This window comes from Enterobacter sp. PL_is379, from assembly GCF_055817355.1.
Genome location: NZ_JBVPGT010000031.1, coordinates 416,019 through 433,990, shown reverse-complemented (window position 1 = coordinate 433,990; position 17,972 = coordinate 416,019). Strand labels below are relative to the sequence as shown.

General features: G+C 60.3%; 16 protein-coding genes. 5 read left to right on the top strand and 11 right to left on the bottom strand.

Features of this window, described 5'->3' with window-relative positions; all coding sequences use genetic code 11:
* Nucleotides 1–73: 73 nt before the first annotated feature.
* Genes AC0TOY_RS18555 through AC0TOY_RS18545 form a run of 3 tightly spaced genes read left to right on the top strand, consistent with a single transcriptional unit; the run spans nucleotide 74 to nucleotide 4,849 of the window.
* Nucleotides 74–1,477, top strand: coding sequence for a TolC family outer membrane protein (locus tag AC0TOY_RS18555; protein ID WP_048992709.1), 1,404 nt, complete (start codon nucleotides 74–76; stop codon nucleotides 1,475–1,477).
* On the top strand, nucleotides 1,474–3,669 hold the full coding sequence (locus AC0TOY_RS18550; protein WP_024908316.1) for a type I secretion system permease/ATPase: 2,196 nt from the start codon (nucleotides 1,474–1,476) through the stop codon (nucleotides 3,667–3,669). Before AC0TOY_RS18555 ends, AC0TOY_RS18550 begins: the two co-directional genes overlap by 4 nt.
* A gap of 10 nt (nucleotides 3,670–3,679) precedes the next feature.
* Nucleotides 3,680–4,849: a beta-barrel domain-containing protein gene (locus AC0TOY_RS18545; protein WP_152680680.1), complete on the top strand. Its 1,170-nt coding sequence runs from the start codon at nucleotides 3,680–3,682 to the stop codon at nucleotides 4,847–4,849.
* Nucleotides 4,850–4,897: 48 nt separating this feature from the next.
* Here AC0TOY_RS18545 and AC0TOY_RS18540 read toward each other — a convergent pair whose 3' ends face one another.
* Nucleotides 4,898–5,635 carry an AraC family transcriptional regulator gene (locus AC0TOY_RS18540; RefSeq protein ID WP_473722322.1) on the bottom strand — a complete coding sequence of 246 codons (738 nt, stop codon included), beginning with the start codon at nucleotides 5,633–5,635 and terminating at the stop codon, nucleotides 4,898–4,900.
* A gap of 97 nt (nucleotides 5,636–5,732) precedes the next feature.
* Between AC0TOY_RS18540 and AC0TOY_RS18535 the strand changes: the two genes are divergently transcribed.
* Nucleotides 5,733–6,152, top strand: a complete 420-nt coding sequence (locus AC0TOY_RS18535; RefSeq protein WP_148768812.1) for a nuclear transport factor 2 family protein — start codon at nucleotides 5,733–5,735, stop codon at nucleotides 6,150–6,152.
* Nucleotides 6,153–6,154: 2 nt separating this feature from the next.
* Here the strand turns inward: AC0TOY_RS18535 and AC0TOY_RS18530 are convergent, their stop codons facing one another.
* The 3 genes from AC0TOY_RS18530 to AC0TOY_RS18520 all read right to left on the bottom strand — a co-directional run bounded on the left by AC0TOY_RS18530 (nucleotide 6,155) and on the right by AC0TOY_RS18520 (nucleotide 8,848).
* Complete coding sequence (locus AC0TOY_RS18530) at nucleotides 6,155–6,673, bottom strand: DUF6622 family protein (RefSeq protein WP_024907665.1); 519 nt, start codon at nucleotides 6,671–6,673, stop codon at nucleotides 6,155–6,157.
* An 85-nt stretch (nucleotides 6,674–6,758) separates the two neighbouring features.
* Nucleotides 6,759–7,940, bottom strand: coding sequence for an aminotransferase-like domain-containing protein (locus AC0TOY_RS18525; RefSeq protein ID WP_148768813.1), 1,182 nt, complete (start codon nucleotides 7,938–7,940; stop codon nucleotides 6,759–6,761).
* Between the two features lie 20 nt (nucleotides 7,941–7,960).
* Entirely contained in the window at nucleotides 7,961–8,848 is an 888-nt protein-coding gene (locus AC0TOY_RS18520) for a LysR family transcriptional regulator (RefSeq protein ID WP_061714585.1), read from the bottom strand.
* Nucleotides 8,849–8,945: 97 nt separating this feature from the next.
* Between AC0TOY_RS18520 and AC0TOY_RS18515 the strand changes: the two genes are divergently transcribed.
* Nucleotides 8,946–9,548 carry a short chain dehydrogenase gene (locus AC0TOY_RS18515; RefSeq protein ID WP_473722319.1) on the top strand — a complete coding sequence of 201 codons (603 nt, stop codon included), beginning with the start codon at nucleotides 8,946–8,948 and terminating at the stop codon, nucleotides 9,546–9,548.
* Here the strand turns inward: AC0TOY_RS18515 and AC0TOY_RS18510 are convergent.
* From AC0TOY_RS18510 to AC0TOY_RS18480, 7 genes are all read right to left on the bottom strand, one after another.
* Nucleotides 9,542–10,276: a class I SAM-dependent methyltransferase gene (locus AC0TOY_RS18510; RefSeq protein WP_048990729.1), complete on the bottom strand. Its 735-nt coding sequence runs from the start codon at nucleotides 10,274–10,276 to the stop codon at nucleotides 9,542–9,544. The genes AC0TOY_RS18515 and AC0TOY_RS18510 overlap by 7 nt on opposite strands.
* Nucleotides 10,277–10,378: 102 nt before the next feature.
* Nucleotides 10,379–11,758: an amidohydrolase family protein gene (locus AC0TOY_RS18505; protein ID WP_473722318.1), complete on the bottom strand. Its 1,380-nt coding sequence runs from the start codon at nucleotides 11,756–11,758 to the stop codon at nucleotides 10,379–10,381.
* A gap of 1 nt (nucleotide 11,759) precedes the next feature.
* Complete coding sequence (locus AC0TOY_RS18500) at nucleotides 11,760–12,716, bottom strand: carbamate kinase family protein (RefSeq protein WP_473722317.1); 957 nt, start codon at nucleotides 12,714–12,716, stop codon at nucleotides 11,760–11,762.
* A complete protein-coding gene (locus AC0TOY_RS18495; RefSeq protein ID WP_473722316.1) occupies nucleotides 12,713–14,266 on the bottom strand; it encodes a xanthine permease in 1,554 nt (517 codons plus the stop codon). The genes AC0TOY_RS18500 and AC0TOY_RS18495 overlap by 4 nt, the downstream gene beginning before the upstream one ends.
* Nucleotides 14,267–14,277: 11 nt before the next feature.
* Nucleotides 14,278–15,693: a YlbE family protein gene (locus AC0TOY_RS18490; protein WP_473722315.1), complete on the bottom strand. Its 1,416-nt coding sequence runs from the start codon at nucleotides 15,691–15,693 to the stop codon at nucleotides 14,278–14,280.
* The gene (gene fdrA, locus AC0TOY_RS18485; protein WP_473722313.1) at nucleotides 15,693–17,234 is read right to left on the bottom strand and encodes an acyl-CoA synthetase FdrA; all 1,542 of its coding nucleotides are present in this window, start codon (nucleotides 17,232–17,234) and stop codon (nucleotides 15,693–15,695) included. The genes AC0TOY_RS18490 and fdrA overlap by 1 nt, the downstream gene beginning before the upstream one ends.
* Before the next feature lie 106 nt (nucleotides 17,235–17,340).
* Nucleotides 17,341–17,946 carry an ankyrin repeat domain-containing protein gene (locus AC0TOY_RS18480; protein ID WP_024907675.1) on the bottom strand — a complete coding sequence of 202 codons (606 nt, stop codon included), beginning with the start codon at nucleotides 17,944–17,946 and terminating at the stop codon, nucleotides 17,341–17,343.
* Nucleotides 17,947–17,972: the final 26 nt, after the last annotated feature.

The window sequence follows — 17,972 nt, the reverse complement described above, 5'->3', positions numbered from 1 at the left end:
TGCAAGAGATGACCCGGGCGCACAGCGCCCGGGCATAACAATAAAGCTTTACTTATTTTATTAGGGACATGACATGGGAATGAAGATGCCTTACTGGTGGCTCTCGTGCTGCCTGATATCTGTGCCCGCTTTCTGCGCAAATCCGGCGGCAACCATCAATACCGGACAGCTTCGCGAAACGCAGGAACTCCCCTCACTCAACGGGCGCGTGGCCCCGGTAGCAGGCAACGCCGCTCCAGGTTCATTGCAGCTTGGCGAGGCCGTCAACCGCGCCGTTACCTGGCACCCGGCCATCAGCGAAGCCGTGGGCAAACTCTACCAGCAGAGCGAAGAGGTGGACGTCGCGAAATCAAAATACTATCCGCAGATTAATGCCGGCGTGGACAACGGTTATTCCCACGACGGCGATCAGAACGGCTTTACGCCGTCGCTGGTGCTTTCTCTCTCACAAATGCTCTACGACTTTGGCAAAGTAGCCAGCCAGGTGCGCGCCGAGAGCGCTGGCGTTGCCCAGCAGCAGGCCAACGTGCTGGTGAGTATCGACACCATCGCCCACGATACCGCCGTCGCCATGGTACAGGTGCAAACCTGGCAGCAGATGGTCGACACCGCAAAAGAGCAGCTTGAAGCCCTCTCTTCCATCGGCACGCTGACCCGCCAGCGTAACGACGAGGGCGCCACGTCGCTCTCTGACGTGGTGCAGACCGATGCGCGTATCGAAGGCGCTCGCGCCCAGCTGATGCAGTACCAGGCCAGCCTCGACAGTGCCCGCGCCACGCTGATGAGCTTTCTCGGCTGGAACAGCCTGAACGCGATCAGCAACGACTTTCCGCAAAAGCTGGCCCGCAGCTGCGATGTCGCCGAGCCGGACGACCGTCTGGTTCCCGCCGTTCTCGCTGCCTGGGCGCAGGCTAACGTCGCCCAGGCTAACCTCGACTACGCCGATGCGCAGATGACGCCAACCGTCTCACTGGAGCCGGAGGTGCGTCACTACATGAACGACCGCTATGCAGGCAGCGAAACGCGGGATCGCACCCAGTATTCCGCATGGGTGAAAGTGCAGATGCCGCTCTATCAGGGCGGCGGCCTCACCGCCCGGCGTAACGCTGCCGGACACGCGGTGGAGGCGGCGCAGTCCACCATTCAGCGCACGCGCCTTGATGTCCGCCAGAAACTGCTGGAAGCCCGTAGCCAGGTGATGAGCCTGCAAAGCACGCTGCAAATCCAGGGCCGCCAGGAAGCCCTCAGCGCCCGCACCCGTGAGCTGTACCAGCAGCAATATCTTGACCTCGGCTCGCGCCCGCTGCTCGACGTGCTCAACGCCGAACAGGAGGTCTATCAGGCGCGCTTCACCCAGCAGCAGACCCTCGGTCAGCTGCACCAGCTGCAGCTCAACTGCCTGTATAACACCGGGCAGCTGCGTCATGCGTTCGATCTTGATAACCGCACCATCCAGACCGTGGAGATCCAGCCATGAAGCAGCGTGATATCCCGCAAGGTGAAAACATGACGGATGAGGCGCTGGCGCAGTGGGCGCAGGCCTTTGGCTTTATCGCCACGCGCTACCGCGTCGCCTGCTCGCCCGGCGCGCTGATCGCAGGCGCACCGTGGCTGAAAGGCAAACCGATGGTACCCGCCCTCACCCAGCTGGCGCGTGAGGCGGGGTTGTCGTTTCAACTGCTCACCGCTGACCAGCAGTCGATCAACAGCTGGCGTCTGCCGGTGGTGGTGGCGCTGAATGACGGCCGGGTCGGTGCGATCGAGCACTTCGACGGCGATGACACGCTGGAAGTCAGTTTTTTCGGCGATGAGACCTACACCAACCGGCTGTCGATGACGGCGATGCTGCCCGCTATCCGCCACGTTATTGCCCTGCGTCCACTCGCCGCGCTGAAGGACAGCCGCGTGGACGCCTATATTTCAAAATACCGACCGGACTGGCTCTACCGGCTGGTGATGCGCGATCTCCGCCCCTACAGCTGGGTAATGCTGGCCGCGCTTTTTATCAACGTGCTGTCGCTTTCCGGGATCGTCTTTTCCATGCAGGTCTATGACCGGGTGATCCCCGCCCAGTCCTACCCGACGCTGTACGTCCTGACCATCGGGGTGCTGATTGCCACCCTGTTTGGCTTTGTGCTGCGCGTGGCGCGCGGGCACATTATGGATCTGCTGGGCAAGCGCTCGGATATGCGCGTCTCGGATCGCGTATTCGGCCACGCGCTGCGGCTGCGCAACAGCGCGATCCCCCGCTCCACCGGGAGCTTTATCTCACAGCTGCGCGAGCTGGAGCAGATCCGCGAGATGGTCACCTCGTCCACTATCTCGACGATTGTCGACCTGCCCTTCTTTTTACTGTTCGTGGTGGTGCTGGCGATCATCGCCCCGCAGCTGGCGTGGATCGCCCCGGTCGCGGCGGTGATCATGGTCCTGCCCGGCCTGCTGCTGCAGAAGAAGCTGGCGGAGCTGGCGAAACAGTCGGCTCATGAATCGACCCTGCGCAACGCGGTGCTGGTGGAGAGCGTGCAGGGGCTGGAGGACATCAAGCTGATGCAGGCGGAAAACCGCTTTTTGCAGCAGTGGAACAGCTATATCCAGATCACCGCCGAATCCGGCCTGCGCACCCGCGAGCTGACGCAGAACCTGATTAGCTGGGGGATGACCATCCAGAGCCTGGTTTACGCCGGAGTGATTGTGGTCGGCGCGCCGATGGTGATCGACGGCACCCTGACTACCGGCTCGGTGGTCGCCGCGTCGATGCTGGCCTCCCGCATGATCGCCCCGATGGCGACGCTGTGCGGCGTGCTGGCGCGCTGGCAGCAGGTCAAAGCGGCAAAAGAGGGGCTGGACAGCATCATGCAGCTTCCCACCGAAAACCAGCGCGAGGAGACGCCGATCCGCCAGGACGTGCTGCGCGGTCACTACCTGTTCGAGCAGGCGCAGTTCCGCTATCAGCCGGACGATCCGCGCATGGCGCTGCGCATTAACCGGCTGGAGATCCGGCCGGGTGAGAAAGTGGCGATCCTCGGTCGCAACGGCGCGGGCAAATCGACCCTGCTGCAGGCCATGGCGGGCGGGATGGATCTGGCAGCCGGCGAGCTGCGGCTTGATAACTTCAGCCTGCCGCATCTCGACGTCGCCGACGTCCGGCGCAACGTCGGCTTTATGACCCAGAATGCGCGTCTGTTTTACGGCACCCTGCGCGAAAACATTACCCTCGGCATGCCGCGCGCTACCGACGAAGAGATCTTTGAGGCGCTGGAGCTGACCGGTGCGGCGGGCTTCGTGCAGAAGCTGCCCAAAGGGCTGGACTACCCGATCATGGAAAACGGCGTGGGGTTATCCGGCGGGCAGCGCCAGTCGATTCTGCTGGCGCGAATGCTCCTGCGCGATCCGAATATTGTGCTGATGGATGAACCCACCGCGTCGCTCGACGAGCACACCGAGCGGGAATTCATCCAGCGCCTGGGCGACTGGCTCGGTCACCGCACCCTGATTGTCGCCACGCATCGCGTCCCGGTGCTGGAGCTGGTGGAGCGCGTCGTGGTGTTGAAAGAGGGGATGCTGGTGATGGACGCGCCAAAAGCCCAGGCGCTGAACAACAGCCGTATGCAGCAACAGCAGCAGGCAGCAACCGGACGGGAGTGGAAAAATGAAAATCAGTCAGCGTGACGTGGCGGCAATGGACGATCTGGATAACGCCCTCGACTCCGAAAGCGGCTACACCGGCGCGCGTCGGATCGTGATCTTCTCGCTGCTGATGTTCGTGGCGCTGGGCGTCTGGGCGTGGTTTGGCATGCTGGATGAGGTGTCAACCGGCTCGGGTAAAGTGATCCCCAGCTCGCGCGAGCAGGTTTTACAGTCGCTGGACGGGGGGATCCTCACCGAGCTGAACGTCCACGAGGGGGATCAGGTGCAGGCCGGACAGGTGCTGGCGCGGCTTGATCCTACCCGTTCCGAATCAAACGTCGGCGAAAGCGCGGCGCGCTACCGGGCTTCACTGGCCTCCAGCGCCCGCCTGTACGCCGAGGTGAACGATCTCCCGCTGAAGTTTCCCCCTTCGCTGGCAAAATGGCCGGATCTGATTGCCGACGAAACGCGGCTGTACAACTCGCGCCGCGCGCAGCTGGAGGATACCCAGCGGGAGCTGCGCGCCGCGTTAGATCTCGCCAATAAAGAGCTGGCCATCACCCAGCGTCTGGTGAAAACCGGGGCCGCCAGCCACGTGGAGGTGCTGCGCCTGCAGCGGCAGAAAAGCGATCTGGAGCTGAAGCTCACCGACGTGCGCTCGCAGTATTACGTCCAGGCGCGCGAGGCGCTCTCCAAGGCCAACGCGGAGGTGGATATGGTTTCGGCCATCCTCAAGGGCCGCCAGGATTCCGTCACCCGTCTGACGGTAAAATCCCCGGTGCGCGGGATCGTCAAAAACATCAAGGTCACCACCATCGGCGGGGTGATCCCGCCCAACGGCGAGCTGATGGAAATTGTGCCGGTAGACGATCACCTGCTGATTGAAACCCGCCTGTCGCCGCGCGACATCGCCTTTATCCACCCGAACCAGGAGGCGCTGGTGAAGATCACCGCCTACGATTACGCCATTTACGGCGGGCTGCACGGGGTCGTGGAGACGATTTCTCCGGATACCATCCAGGACGAGGCCAAGCCGGAGGTGTTCTATTACCGGGTGTTTATCCGCACCAGCCAGGATTACCTGGTGAATAAGGCGGGCAGGCACTTCTCGATTGTGCCGGGGATGATTGCCACGGTGGACATTAAGACCGGCGAGAAAACGGTGCTGGATTATCTGATTAAGCCGTTTAACCGGGCGAAAGAGGCGCTGAGGGAGCGGTAGTCAATCGCCGGGTGGCGGCTTCGCCTTACCCGGCCTACATTGTAAAGCTCAGCGGGACGTGGGGAGGGCATCAGACCGCAACATCGCCCACTGCCCCGGCGTTTTACCGGTCCATGCTCTGAAAACCTCAATAAATGCGCTGACGCTGCTGTAGCCGCAGGACAGCGCAATCCACCCTACCGGCTTCCCCGCCGCCAGCCACTCCATTGCCCGCATGACGCGTGCCAGCTGCCGCCAGTTAACAAAGTTCATTCCGGTCTGGGCACTAAACCGACGGTTGAACGTACGCACGCTCATCCCCGCACGGCGGGCATGGCTCTCGACCGTCTGGTTATCATCGACAAACTGCAGCAAATGGCTGACCACGTTCTTCAGACGCGGATCCGTCGGCACGGGAAGAGAAAAGTGAATCTGGGGCGTCAGGGCAAGCTCATCCAGCAGCAAAGTCAGCTTTCGCGGATCGTACTCACTCTCTGCACCACATAAACGGGAAAACAGTGCATGAGTGAGATCGTCGGGCTCGAACAGCGCGGGCGCATCGGGAAGCCCTGCACAGCAGGCGGGGTCAAGATAGATGGCGCAGCCTTCTATCGCACTTTCAGAAAAAGCGGCGTGCTGCTGACCTGGCGGGATCCAGCCGATGTGTTTTGCCGGTACGACCGAGCGCGCCTGCTGCGTCTCAATGACCAACAGACCCGTTGCAATGCGCCACAGCTGGCCGGTGCGATGACTATGCAACGGCGTTCGATACCCGCCGGGATGACGGAGCGTTTCAAAACTGACCATCTCATTTTGACCGAAAATCGTTATTCATCGACGCATTACAGAAACTACGTCTTCGGCTGTCAAGGATAATGGGGACTCAACCACATAAGGAGCCCGTATGAGCATTATCACGTCCCTGATAGCCGACACCGACAACGCCGCGCAGCGCGAAAAGATGGCGTGCCTGTTAACCTGCTTATTCAACGGCGATATCGATCCGGCAGAGGTATTTACACCCGATTACCAGCAGTTTACGGACGATCACGCGCTTGACTACCGGGGTTTTGTCCAGCATCTGAGCCACGTAAGCTCACAGATCCGCACGATCGCCTTTACCGTGGTGGAGATAGCCTGTCATGACGAACTTCTGGCTGACCGGCATATCGTGACGGTCACGTATCCTGATGGTCGTCAGGCAGAGATCGAGGTTTACCTGTTTGCCGCGCTGCGTGAAGGGAAAATCTGGCGGATCCATGAAGTCACGCGAGCACTCAGCGGCGATGCTGCAGACCGCACGCTGGCACACGCGACAGAATAACGTCACTCCGCCGGGCGCGGTGCGGCGCTGTTATACACGCCAATATAGCGCGCAAATTTCCCGATAAACACGCCGGCAAACACGCCGCCGGAGACGATCGCCAGCGCGCTCATGGCGGGCTGCTGCATCGTCTGGGGAGAGACCGCGCTCATCACGCCCAGCACATACTTGACCCCGAACGCCAGCATCATAAACGGCAGCGCGGTGTAGTCTGCCTGGCGGAAAAGGGTGCGCGGCGCCTCTGCGCGGGTGATAACCGCCTGCTTAATCAGGAAATACCCCAGCGCGGCCCCGGCGAGGATCCCCGCCGTCCACAATGCGACAGACCCGGGGGTTAACGTGCGGTAGACCACCAGATCGTAGATATCCCAGAGAAGAAAGATAGCGGGAATGATGGCAAGCCTCTCCAGCGTAACGGTAGCGGGCCTGCGGGCTTTAATGCCGCGAGAGATGAGGAAGATAAACAGCACCCACACCCAGACGGGCGTGTGGGTAACGACACCGATCAGAAATTCAAACATGGAACTCACCATGAACGATAGCGGCCCGTGCCGCCCTGAACGCGTATTGCGCATAACGGCAGGAAAGCCATTATGCGCAGCTCTTTTAGAGCGATTTTTTCAGGCGTTGAACCGCCTCTTTCAGATCTTCATCCGTTGGCGTCACAAATGACATGCGCAGCGTCGTTGGGTCTGGCTCATTGCAGTAGAAAAACTCGCCAGGCACAAATACTACGCCGTTGCTTAACGTTTTTTCAAGCCAGCGGGTGGTGTTACTACCATTATTCATCTTCGCCCACAGGAACATCCCGCCCTTCGGCTTGTGGAACGACATCACGTCGCCCAGCTCGGTTTCCAGCTCGGTTGCGAACGTCTGGTATTTCTGGCGATAGGCTTCGCGGATCATTTTAATCTGATCGGCCAGACGACCGGTTTTCAGGTATTCATACGTCATCAGCTGCGACAGCGTGCTGGTGTGCAGATCGGTGGTTTGCTTAAGGTTCACTACCGCGCGCTTCAGCCATTCCGGCACCAGCACCCAGCCTACGCGAGTACCCGGCGCGAGTATTTTAGAGAAGGTCGAGGTATACACCACGTTCTCTTCATTGCCGATATCTTTGGCATGGGCGATTAACGGGCGGAAGACTTCATCGGTATAATTAATTTCGCTGTACGGATCGTCTTCAATAATCACGAAGTCATAGCGCTTTGATAATTCCACCAGCTGCTTACGGCGCGCTTCAGAAAGGGTTACCCCGCCAGGGTTGCCAAACGTCGGAACAATATAGACCGCTTTGATGGCTTTCTTTGCCACCAGGGCCTCAAGTTCGTCCACCTTCATACCGTCGCCGTCGGTGCCAACGGATTCAAAGTTGGCCTGCGCCAGGCCGAAGACCTGCAGCGCGGCAAGATAGGTTGGACGCTCAACCACAACGGTGTCACCCGGGTTGATTAACGCACGCGCCAGCACGTCAAGCGATTGCTGTGAACCAGAGGTCACGACCACATCATCGGCCTTACAGGCGATACCGCGCCCCTCGCAGATGCGTTTAATTTCCTCGCGCAGCCCCGGGACGCCTTCCGTCAGGCCGTACTGGAACGCCTCGCCAAAATGCTGAGATAAGACGGCATCGGCAGCAATTTTAAGCCCTTCGTGATCGAACAGATCGGGATTAGGAATACCCCCGCCCAGCGATATCACCCCTGCCATTTTGCTATGTTTTAATAATTCACGGATGGCAGATGATTGCAGGCCCTGCGCGCTGCTGGCGAGTTTGTTTGCAGACATTCTTTGATTACCTTCTTTTTTTATATTGTGCCCAATCTTAGCAGAATATGGGCGATAAATTCCGTAAGCTTAGGCAGTTGACGTAAATCCTGACGCCACAATAAATGCACCGGCCTTGGCGCGGGCGTGAACGGCTCAAGCACGCGCACCAGCCTGCCGCTTGCCAGCTCTTCCGCCACCAGCACTTCCGGTTGCAGCAACAGCCCCGCCCCGGCCCGCGCCGCCATGCGTAAGCCGTAGCCGTCGTTACATCTTAAGATCGCATCCCGCTTCCAGCGCACCTCTCCTTCCACGCCCGGCAGCCGCCACTCGTTGCGCGCGGTCCACACCGTGTGCGAAAGACAGAGATGATCCACCAGATCGTCTGGCGTTTGCGGCGTGCCGTGTCGCGCTAAATAGTCCGGTGCGGCGCAGATCACCATGTTGTAGGGGCACAGATATTTCGCCACCAGATCGTCATTACGAACGTCACCAATGCGAATGGCCAGATCGACGCCCTCCTCCACCAGATCGACCATCCGATTGGTGAGATCCAGCTCGATGCGTACCTCCGGGTAGCGCTGCAAAAAGGTGGCCGTCAGCGGGGCAATCACGCAGCCGCCAAACGACGTGGGTGCCGTGACGCGCAACGTTCCGGCAGGTGCAGCACGGAGCCGCTCGACTGCATTCTCAGCAATGGAGACCTGCTCCAGCACCCGCTTCGCCTCGTCGAAATAGACGCGTCCGGCATCCGTCAGGCTCTGACGGCGCGTGTTGCGCTCCAGCAGGCGGGTGCCGAGCTGTGCTTCCAGCAGCGCAACGTACTTGCCCACCATCACCGCCGACATCTCCAGCCGTGCCGCCGCACCGGTAAAGCTGCCGCTTTCCACCACGGCAATAAACGTCTCCATGCTGCGGAGCTTATCCATATTCCAAATCTCTGGTTAGCAATCTTCTAACTTTAGCCCAGTTTATCCGTATTTTGATTTATTAAAGAATAAAGGCTCACAACAGAAGGAGTCAGCTATGAAAATCGTCATTATTGGTGCCAGCGGTACGGTCGGTCGTGCGGTAACGGAAGAGCTGAGTCGTCGCCACGAGGTCATCCGCGTCGGTCGCACGCAGGGCGACGAGCAGGTGGATATCACCTCGCAGGCGAGCGTCCAGGCGCTGTTCGAGAAAATCGGCCCGGTAGATGCGATTGTGTCCGCCAGCGGTGGCCTCTACTTCGGCCCGCTCGCGACCATGAAAGACAGCGACTTTAACCAGGGGCTGCAGGATAAGTTGCTGGGGCAGGTGCGCCTGGCGCTGACCGGCCAGCACTACCTGAATGAAGGCGGCTCGATTACGTTGATAAGTGGGATCGTGGCGCACGAGCCGATTGCGCAGGGCGTGAACGCCACCACGGTGAATGCCGCGCTGGAAGGGTTTGTTCGCGCGGCAGCCTGCGAGCTGCCGCGCGGGATCCGCATCAACCTGATAAGCCCGACGGTCCTTACCGAATCCGTCGAGACGTACGACGGCTTCTTCCCGGGTTTTGAAAGCGTTTCCGCCGCGACCGTGGCGCAGGCCTACCGCCGCAGCGTGGAAGGCGTGCAGACCGGGCGCGTATACAAGGTCGGCTACTGATCCTTGCGGGCGGCGATTAGCACCAGCATCGGGCGCTCCGCCTCTTCGGCCAGCGCGGGCCAGGCGTCAATCTGCGCCTGCGTTGGCCCCCACTCGTTGACCTCGCTTATCGTTAATCCAGCCCTGATGAGCGCGTTAAGCGTGGTGCCCAGCGTGCGGTGATATTTGATCACCCCGTCCGCCAGCCAGTTGCTGACGCGCTGGCCTTCGTCCTGATAATGGTTCACGCCCCAGAACCGCTCGCCGCTATCGTCGGTCAGCCAGCCCTGACGGGAGGCGCAGGTATATATTGGGTGCTCCATCGAAAAGACCAGGCTGCCGCCGGGCTTAAGCGCGCGCTGAACCTTCGCAAACAGGGTATCCAGCTCCGGCAGGTAGTGCAGCGCCAGAGAGCTGTAGACCAGATCGAGGCTGTTCTCGTTGAGCTTAAGTGATTCCAGATCGCTACGCTGATAGTGAATCCGTGCGTCGTCAGTCAGTTCAGCCGCGCGGGCGAGCATCTTTTCTGAGATATCGACCCCCGTGACGTCAGCAGCGCCCAGCTCGCGCGCGGCGCGGCAGAACCAGCCGTAGCCGCAGCCGAGATCGACAACCGATTTACCGGTTAAATCCGGCAGCATGCTTTTTAGTGCAGGCCACTCCGGCGCGCCGTCCAGACCCTGAACCGAGCGCGGAAGCTGGGCGTAGCCTTCGAAAAACGCCGGGTTGTCGTAGATGTTTTGTGCCATGGCAGATCCCTCTTTAAGAATGTGACTCCCAGTATAAAGCATTGCCTGCGGCCTGATGCCCTCACCCCAACCCTCCCCCACAGGGAGAGGGAGAAATGCACATCAACCCACTACGCCCCAAACCAGATTTCCCTTATGGAACGTTGCGGTACGCGGGGAAATACGCGCCACGGCTTCGGCTGAGCAGGAGGCGTCCACCAGCACAAAGCTGGCGTCATCCTGCGCTTTCGGCCACACGCGCTCGCCTTTGTCGTTCAGCGGCAGCACGTCGCCGGTCGCAATCCCCAGCGCGCGGGAGAGCGTCTGCTCGTTTGGGCGAATATAGAGCTGCGCATAGAGATTCGCTTTCTCCAGCATGTCCCCCAGACCGTACGGCGACCAGTGGTCGATTACGCTGTCGGTCCCCGTCATCACGAACACGCCCTTCTCGCGCAACTGCTTCAGCGGCATATGCAGGGTGCCAATCGGCACGGTAGAGGCGATGGTCACCCGCTGCGCCGCCATGCGGGTGGCGATCTCATCCACCTGCTGCTCGTTGAGTGTCGCCAGCGCGAAGGCATGGCTGATGGTTAGCTTGCCCTTCAGCTCCGGCGTTTTCTCCACGGTTTCGACCATGTAGTTCACCGCCGCCACGCCCGCCGGGCTGGTTTCGTGCAGGTGAATGTCCACCCCTTTGTCGTAGTCCAGCGCAATCTGGAACATCAGATCGAGAGATTTCTCCATCGCGCCGTCAACGTTGGTCGGGTCCAGCCCGCCCACGTAGTGCGCCCCGGCCTGCATCGCCTCGCGCATCAGCTTTTCAGAATTCGACAACAGCAGCCCGTGCTGCGGGAAGGCAACGATTTCGCAGTCAAAACCCGCTTTGCGGCGCGCCAGCACCGCCTGCAGGTTTTCCAGGTTTTTCAGGCCGGAAACCGGCTCAATGTTGCAGTGGCTGCGGGCGATGGTGGAGCCTTTCGACTGGATCAGGTCGATCAGCTTTTCCGCCCGCTCCTGGGTGTAGGGCTGCAGCTCCGGCAGCAGCTTCTGCTCAAGGCGGATCATGTCCTGAATCGTGGTGCCCGCTGGGCGGTTGAGGGATCGCCACGGACCGCCGTAGAAGGTTTTATCCAGGTGAATGTGCATGTCGCGCATCGCCGGGAGCATCAGCTTGTTGCCCGCATCGTAGTGCGGCAGCGTGGCGTCGGCGTGGCGCTTGTTGTCGCGCAGGGCGACGATCTTCCCGTCTTTAATCTCCAGCGTTTTCAGTTCGGTGCGGGTGCTCGTCGCCACGCCGCCGTCGACATTAAACCCGGCCTCCAGCAGCACGTTGTCGAGGTAGTAGTGTTTTGCGGTGATGCTCATCGGTTTGCCGGTCTCGCAGGTTGGCTTTGCGGAGTCAGCAGCATACGCGACGGATCCGGTCGCGCCAAACAGCGCGCAGGCGGTGACCATTTTGCCGCTCTGGCTGATAAACTCGCGGCGGCTTTTGTTTTCACTCATCTTATCTTCCTTCATTCACAATATGGGTACCGGTTTCCCCGCGCAGCGCGGCGGGCAGGCAGTCCGGCGAGGTGATAATCACGCGTTTGCCGCCGTGGTGTAAGAATTCCAGCGAAGCGACGATTTTGGGCAGCATGCTGCCCGCCGGGAAGTGGCCTTCCTCCATATAACGCCTCATCTGCGCCACGTTAACGATGTCCAGCGCCTGCTGGTTTGGCTTGCCGAAGTTGACGCACACCTTTTCCACGCCGGTGGTAATCACCAGCACGTCGGCGCCAATCTCCCGCGCCAGCAGCGCGGTGGAGAGATCTTTATCAATCACCGCGTCGACGCTCTGGTAATCCCCCTGTTCGCTGCGCACGACCGGGATCCCGCCGCCGCCCGCGCCGATCACGACATACCCTTTTTGGGTCAGCGTCTTAATGGCATCCGCCTCAACAATCCGCAGCGGCTGCGGTGAAGCCACCACGCGGCGATAGCCACGGCCGGAGTCCTCAACAAAACGCCAGTCCGGGTGCGCGCGCTGCAGCTCGTCGCGCTGTGCCTCGCTGAAGAACGCACCGATAGGTTTCGTCGGGTGCGTAAAGCCGGGATCGTTTTTATCCACCTCCACCTGCGTGACGACCGTGACCGCTTTTTGCTCCCCGCGCGCGGCCAGGCGGTTGTTCAGCGCCTGCTGGATCAGGTAGCCAATGCCGCCCTGGGTGTCTGCCACGCAGTTTGCCAGCGGCGTGAGGGGAAGCCCCTCCCGCTCGTGGGCAATTTCAGCCCGGCGCAGATCCAGCCCCACCTGAGGGCCGTTGCCGTGGGTAAGCACGATGTCATAGTCGGAGGCCAGCATTTCCAGCACCGACTCTGCCACCGCTTTCACCGCCTGCGCCTGATGTTCAACCGACTGGCTGGCGTTGTCTTTGATAATGCTGTTACCGCCAATGGCGACAACCATAAGCTCTTTCATACGTGCTCCTTCGCAACGGTACCCGGCTCAGCGTTCGCCGCTTCGCGGCTATCCAGCACATGCTTCACCACAAACATGCCGCCCATCATCAGATACGCGGTGACGAACATCAGCGAGCTGCCTTCGGCAAAGCCCACGACCGGGGCGTGGATCACCCCAAACAGCGCCAACAGCGCCCCACACGCAGCCGCAATGGCCCCGCGCAGCGGTTTGTTAATGATGGCGAAGATGGCGATACAGCCCCACAGCATGCTGGCAAGCGGTGCTCCGTTCCCCAGATGGACTAATCCCTCGTAGTAGATCCCTTTGCTGTGCAGCACGTCGGTACCGATTTTGGCGGCATTCGTGCCAGCCGCACCCATCACGCTGTTCATCATGGTCAGCGCCCAGTTGGCGATCCACGGAAACAGGCAGATGAAGATGACGGGTACCTCCACTTTGGGCGTTTCCCTCACCACCTGGTTGGCGGTGACCACGCCGATAAACACCAGAATCGGCACGATGGCGGTCATCGGAATGATGGCGAGCATAAACGCCCCCAGCCCGAACAGCGGCACGATGAACATGGTTACGCCGGAGGCCAGCGTGTAGCCGATGCTCGCGCCCATCGCTTTCCAGCCGGGATGGCCGACGTAGACCGTCACCGGGAACGGGTTCCCCATCAGGCAGCCGAGCATTGAGGCCAGACCGTTCGCCAGCATGACTTTACGCGTCGGATATTCATCCCCCGCCGCGTGGGCGCTTTCGATGTTCTCCAGGTCAAAGATGTAGTTCGCCAGCCCCAGCGGCACGGCAGAGGCAAGATACGGCAGCGCGTGCGGCAGGCCCTGCAGGAAGCCCTCCACGTGCACCTGCGGCGGGTTAAAGCCGAAGGATGACATGGACGCTTTAATCGCTTCCGGGCTCTGCAGGCCGGAGACCCACGCCAGTGCGGTACCGGCTATCAGCAGCAGCAGGCCGGTCGGGATGCGGGCGAAAATCGGCTTTTTACCGAACCAGTTGATGAAGATCAGCAGTAGCACGATAAACGACACGGTCGGCGCCTCGAACGCCTGCAGCATCGGGTTCATCGCCAGCAGCAGAAGGCCAAGCCCAGAGAGGCACGACAGCAGCACGGTGCGCGGGATCATCTTGCGGATGGTTTCCCCTAAAAACGAGCCGCCCGCGAGGATCATCGCCTCAACAAAGCACCACACCAGGCCAATCTGGATGGCAAACTCCGCATCACCGGTCTGCTGATAAACCGGCATCAGCACCAGGAAGGTCACGGTAAAAATTGACGGCGCGCTCGGGCCGGACGGCAGCGCGGTGACGTCCGTTCGTCCGGTGGCGCGCGCCATCTGCATGCCGAACCAGGCATAGCAAATACTCGCGGTCAGCACCGCCAGCCCGAAGGCCGGCGCGATGCGTCCATAAACAATTTCCTTCGGGATGCCGACGACAAAAATGAGCAGCCCCATCATGGTCAGCAAATTGGTCAGGTTGTTGGTCATCAACCCGAAATACGCCGCCCAGTCACCTCTTTTCCACTCCAGCTTCATGTTTTTCATGGATGCTTGCCTTATAAAAAGTAGCGATCGCGGAAGGTCAACAGCGCCTTTTCAAAACAGCTAAACGGCGGGTGAACGATGCCCGCCCCTATCATGCCGATGCCCGCGTCTTTGTGGGCAATGGCGGTGTTAATCACCGGCAGAATGCCGCTGCCCGCGACTCTGGTGATGTCGATGGCGGTCGGAACCCCCATAAACGAGAGCAGCGGAATGGTGACGTTCGGGTTTTCGCCGAGGGTGATTTCGCGCATCTGACGGGAGAAGTCGATAGCTTCCTCCACCGTCCCGCCCACCAGCGCAACGATTGCCGGGGCCGTCGCCATCGCAAAACCGCCGATGCCGTAGGTTTCGGTGATCGCGCTGTCGCCGATATCCAGCCCGGAATCTTCCGGCCGGTAGCCCGCAAACATCGGGCCAATCACCTGCTGCGCCGGGCCGCTGAACCATTGCCCCGGCAGGCCGGAAACGCGCAGGCCGAACTCGTAGCCGTTGCGCGCCATGGTGGTGACCACGGTGCTGTATTCAATGCCGTGAGCGGCATCCAGGGCGGCTTTACACATCGCCATCCACGTCGGGCCGGAGAAGTAGTCGCTGCTGGCGACAAACTCGAACACCTCGCGCTGCTGCTCAACCGGATAGCCCGCCTGGATCAGCCCCGGGGTCAGCGCCTGGATCAGCAGCGTGGTGCCCGCATTGTTGCGGTTGTGGCACTCATCGCCCATGTGCAGCGCCTGGGCCAGCATCAGGCGCAGGTCGATTTCGCCGATAATCTTCATCGCGTCGCGCAGCATCGGACCGAGAACGTCGCGCATCCAGTTCAGGCGGTCGATGACGCTCTGGTCGTTGGCCCCCATGCGCAGGATCTTCGCCATCTGCTCGCTGAGGTTGGTGAAGGCGCGGTTGCCGTAGGTTTTGTTCTCAACGATGTGCATAAACATCGACGCGGAGGTGACGCCCGCCATCGAGCCCACGCAGTCGTGCTCGTGGCACGGCGAGAACGTAATATCCCCGGAGGCGGCAAGCCGTGCCGCGTCGTCCAGATCTTTCGCCAGCCCTTCAAACACCAGCGCCCCGGTGACCGCGCCCTTCATCGCGCCGCACATGTTTTCCCAGGAGACAGGCGGACCGGCGTGCAGAATGGTGGTGCGGGTCATCCCCGGCACAACGTTAATCGCCTGGTCATAGCCCACCAGCACCGGATGGGACTGGATAATGCGCTCAAGCGCAAGCTTGTTGGCGGCGGCGATCTTCTCCGCCAGCGGTTTTTCCGCCAGCTGGTCAAGCGCCTCAACGACCTGCATATTGCCCTGCCCCGGCGGCGTCCAGTCGAGCTGGGTGACGGATACGTGCTGTTTTTTAAGATCGTCGCTGAACATCGCGATGCCAACGTTGATGACGTTCAGCGGCTGGTTGAATAAGGTGGTCATTATGCGTTCTCCCCTTTGCAGACAAATTCGCGTGCCAGTAATCCGGTGTTGGTGCTGCTGCTGGCCCAGATGACGCCTGCGTCGGTCAGCAGCTGGCACTGCTGCGCCAGCGACTGCGGATCCTGGTCGGTACCCAACACGTAGCCGAGGATTTCCAGCGGACGGTTATCGGCTTTCGCGATGGTCTGCGCCTCCTTAATGGCGTCGAGCATCACGCCGACCGGATCCTCGTGCGCGCCAAAGCCCAGCACAAAGTCCATCACGATAACGCCCACCTCCGGGTCGCGGGCCTCCTGCAGCAGGCGGCCGATGCGGTTGGTCGGGTCGATCATCGGGTGCGGCTTGCCGTTGGTGAAATCGTCGTCGCCAAAGTCGAGGAAGGTATGGGCTTTACTGACGCTGATGTCGCTCAGGCGCTTAGACGGATCCGGCTGGATGTTGCTGTAGACGTCGTCGAATTTCGCAAGCGCCGCGAACATCGCCTCGTCGCACAGGGTGCCGCCGCAGAACAGGCCGCGAATGTACTTCTGCTGCGGAGTCAGGCGGGCGCGCACCTCTTCAATCAATGGCCAGTTGAGCGGGTGCAGGTCCAGGGACTCTTTTTTGATGCCGGTGAGCAGGACCGCCTTCAGGGCTGCCTCTTTGGTGCCGCGCGCAAACTGCAGGCCGTCCTCATCGGCGGGCGGTTCATTGCGCCCGAGGAAGCAAACAACCACCGGCTTGCGGCAGGCTCTGGCGCGGGCCAGCACCTTTTCTGCCACGACAGGCGCCGCTGGTTTGGAGATCAGCGCGATAACCTCGGTGCCCTCGTCGGCTTCCAGCATGTCGATGGCGTCGAGCATCATCAGGCCGCCGATTTTCTCGCTGAGATCGCGCCCGCCCGTGCCAATCAGCTGCGATACGCCGCCGCCGAATTCGTGAATGCGCACGCTCAGCTCCTGGCTGCCGGTGCCGGATGCGCCGACGATGCCAATCGAGCCGCGACGCACCGCGTTAGCAAAGCACAGTCCCGCGCCGTTGATGATGGCGGTGCCGCAGTCCGGCCCCATCATCAGCAGCCCTTTCTGGTGCGCCAGCTGCTTCAGCGCCAGCTCGTCGTCGAGCGACACGTTATCGGAAAACAGCATCACGTTAAGATCGTTTTCCAGCGCCTGGCGCGCTTCGCGGGCGGCGAAGGTGCCGTTGACGGAAATCACCGCAAGGTTGCTGTCCGGGCGATGGGTTTTGGCACTGGCAATCGTCGCGTAGCGCGCTTCATGGGAACCTGCGCTCTCTTTACGCGTGAACAGCGCTTCAATAGCGGCCAGCGTTTCATCATTCGCCGCGTCACCTTTAATCACGATCATCAGGTCGCCGTTTTTGGCTTCCGCTAATTCCGGCGTTAATAACCCGAGGTTTTTTAATACGCCTTTATTCATCTCCGTCGCCATGGCCACAAACGCCTGGTCGACGCCCGGCAATTTATTGGCTTTGGTGGAAACGGACATTAATGACACCGAATCAAAATACGTATTCTTTTTTATAACGATTTTGGTTGGCATTGTTTTCTCCTGAATACGGATAAAAGGGGGCCGCCGTCGTGCAAAATGCACGTCGGTAAAAATACTTTTGAATTAACGGCCAGCCGGAAATGACTGGCAGGTTGCTTTACGCGCCCGCCGCCAGCAGCAGGTCGGCAATCTCAGTGAAGCCTTTCTCCCGCGCCAGCTCGAGCGGGGTTTTGCCGTATTTGTCGGTCATGTGCGGGTTCGCGCCGTGATCCAGCAGCAGCTTCACGATCGCCTGCTGCTTTGCGCCGCCGTCGTTTAGGACGATGGCTTCCAGCAGCGGCGTCCAGCCAACAAAGTTGGTGTGGTTGACGTTGATATCGGTTTTTTCCAGCAGCTCGCGTACGATCTCCACGTGCCCTTTTTCACTGGCTGGCGTAATGCCCACGCCGCCAAAACGCGTCAGGCGGTCGAGATCCGGGTTCGCGGGTAATACCAGCCGCAGGAGAGTTAAATCATTCGTCAGGCAGCTAATGAGGAAAGGGTTAAAGCAGGTCTGGTCCTGTTTATCAATATCCGCTCCGGCGGCAATTAATAACTCTACGCAGGCATAATGTTTTTTCAGGCTGGCAATAATAACGGCGGTTCTTTTCTGGCGGTTGGTGGCGTTAATATCCACGCCTTTCTCCAGGCAGGCTTTTAGCGCATCGCTATTGCCCTCCTCTGCCGCCAGCAGAAATTCAGTAACGAGTTCAGTTGCAGACATATTCAGACTCCTGATGTTTTTATTTC

Excerpts from the sequence above, each read along its gene's own strand:
- AC0TOY_RS18555 (WP_048992709.1), top strand. The coding sequence starts at position 74 with ATGGGAATGAAGATGCCTTACTGGTGGCTCTCGTGCTGCCTGATATCT.
- AC0TOY_RS18550 (WP_024908316.1), top strand. The coding sequence starts at position 1,474 with ATGAAGCAGCGTGATATCCCGCAAGGTGAAAACATGACGGATGAGGCG.
- AC0TOY_RS18545 (WP_152680680.1), top strand. The coding sequence starts at position 3,680 with ATGGACGATCTGGATAACGCCCTCGACTCCGAAAGCGGCTACACCGGC.
- AC0TOY_RS18540 (WP_473722322.1), bottom strand. The coding sequence starts at position 5,635 with ATGGTCAGTTTTGAAACGCTCCGTCATCCCGGCGGGTATCGAACGCCG.
- AC0TOY_RS18535 (WP_148768812.1), top strand. The coding sequence starts at position 5,733 with ATGAGCATTATCACGTCCCTGATAGCCGACACCGACAACGCCGCGCAG.
- AC0TOY_RS18530 (WP_024907665.1), bottom strand. The coding sequence starts at position 6,673 with ATGTTTGAATTTCTGATCGGTGTCGTTACCCACACGCCCGTCTGGGTG.
- AC0TOY_RS18525 (WP_148768813.1), bottom strand. The coding sequence starts at position 7,940 with ATGTCTGCAAACAAACTCGCCAGCAGCGCGCAGGGCCTGCAATCATCT.
- AC0TOY_RS18520 (WP_061714585.1), bottom strand. The coding sequence starts at position 8,848 with ATGGATAAGCTCCGCAGCATGGAGACGTTTATTGCCGTGGTGGAAAGC.
- AC0TOY_RS18515 (WP_473722319.1), top strand. The coding sequence starts at position 8,946 with ATGAAAATCGTCATTATTGGTGCCAGCGGTACGGTCGGTCGTGCGGTA.
- AC0TOY_RS18510 (WP_048990729.1), bottom strand. The coding sequence starts at position 10,276 with ATGGCACAAAACATCTACGACAACCCGGCGTTTTTCGAAGGCTACGCC.
- AC0TOY_RS18505 (WP_473722318.1), bottom strand. The coding sequence starts at position 11,758 with ATGAGTGAAAACAAAAGCCGCCGCGAGTTTATCAGCCAGAGCGGCAAA.
- AC0TOY_RS18500 (WP_473722317.1), bottom strand. The coding sequence starts at position 12,716 with ATGAAAGAGCTTATGGTTGTCGCCATTGGCGGTAACAGCATTATCAAA.
- AC0TOY_RS18495 (WP_473722316.1), bottom strand. The coding sequence starts at position 14,266 with ATGAAAAACATGAAGCTGGAGTGGAAAAGAGGTGACTGGGCGGCGTAT.
- AC0TOY_RS18490 (WP_473722315.1), bottom strand. The coding sequence starts at position 15,693 with ATGACCACCTTATTCAACCAGCCGCTGAACGTCATCAACGTTGGCATC.
- fdrA (WP_473722313.1), bottom strand. The coding sequence starts at position 17,234 with ATGCCAACCAAAATCGTTATAAAAAAGAATACGTATTTTGATTCGGTG.
- AC0TOY_RS18480 (WP_024907675.1), bottom strand. The coding sequence starts at position 17,946 with ATGTCTGCAACTGAACTCGTTACTGAATTTCTGCTGGCGGCAGAGGAG.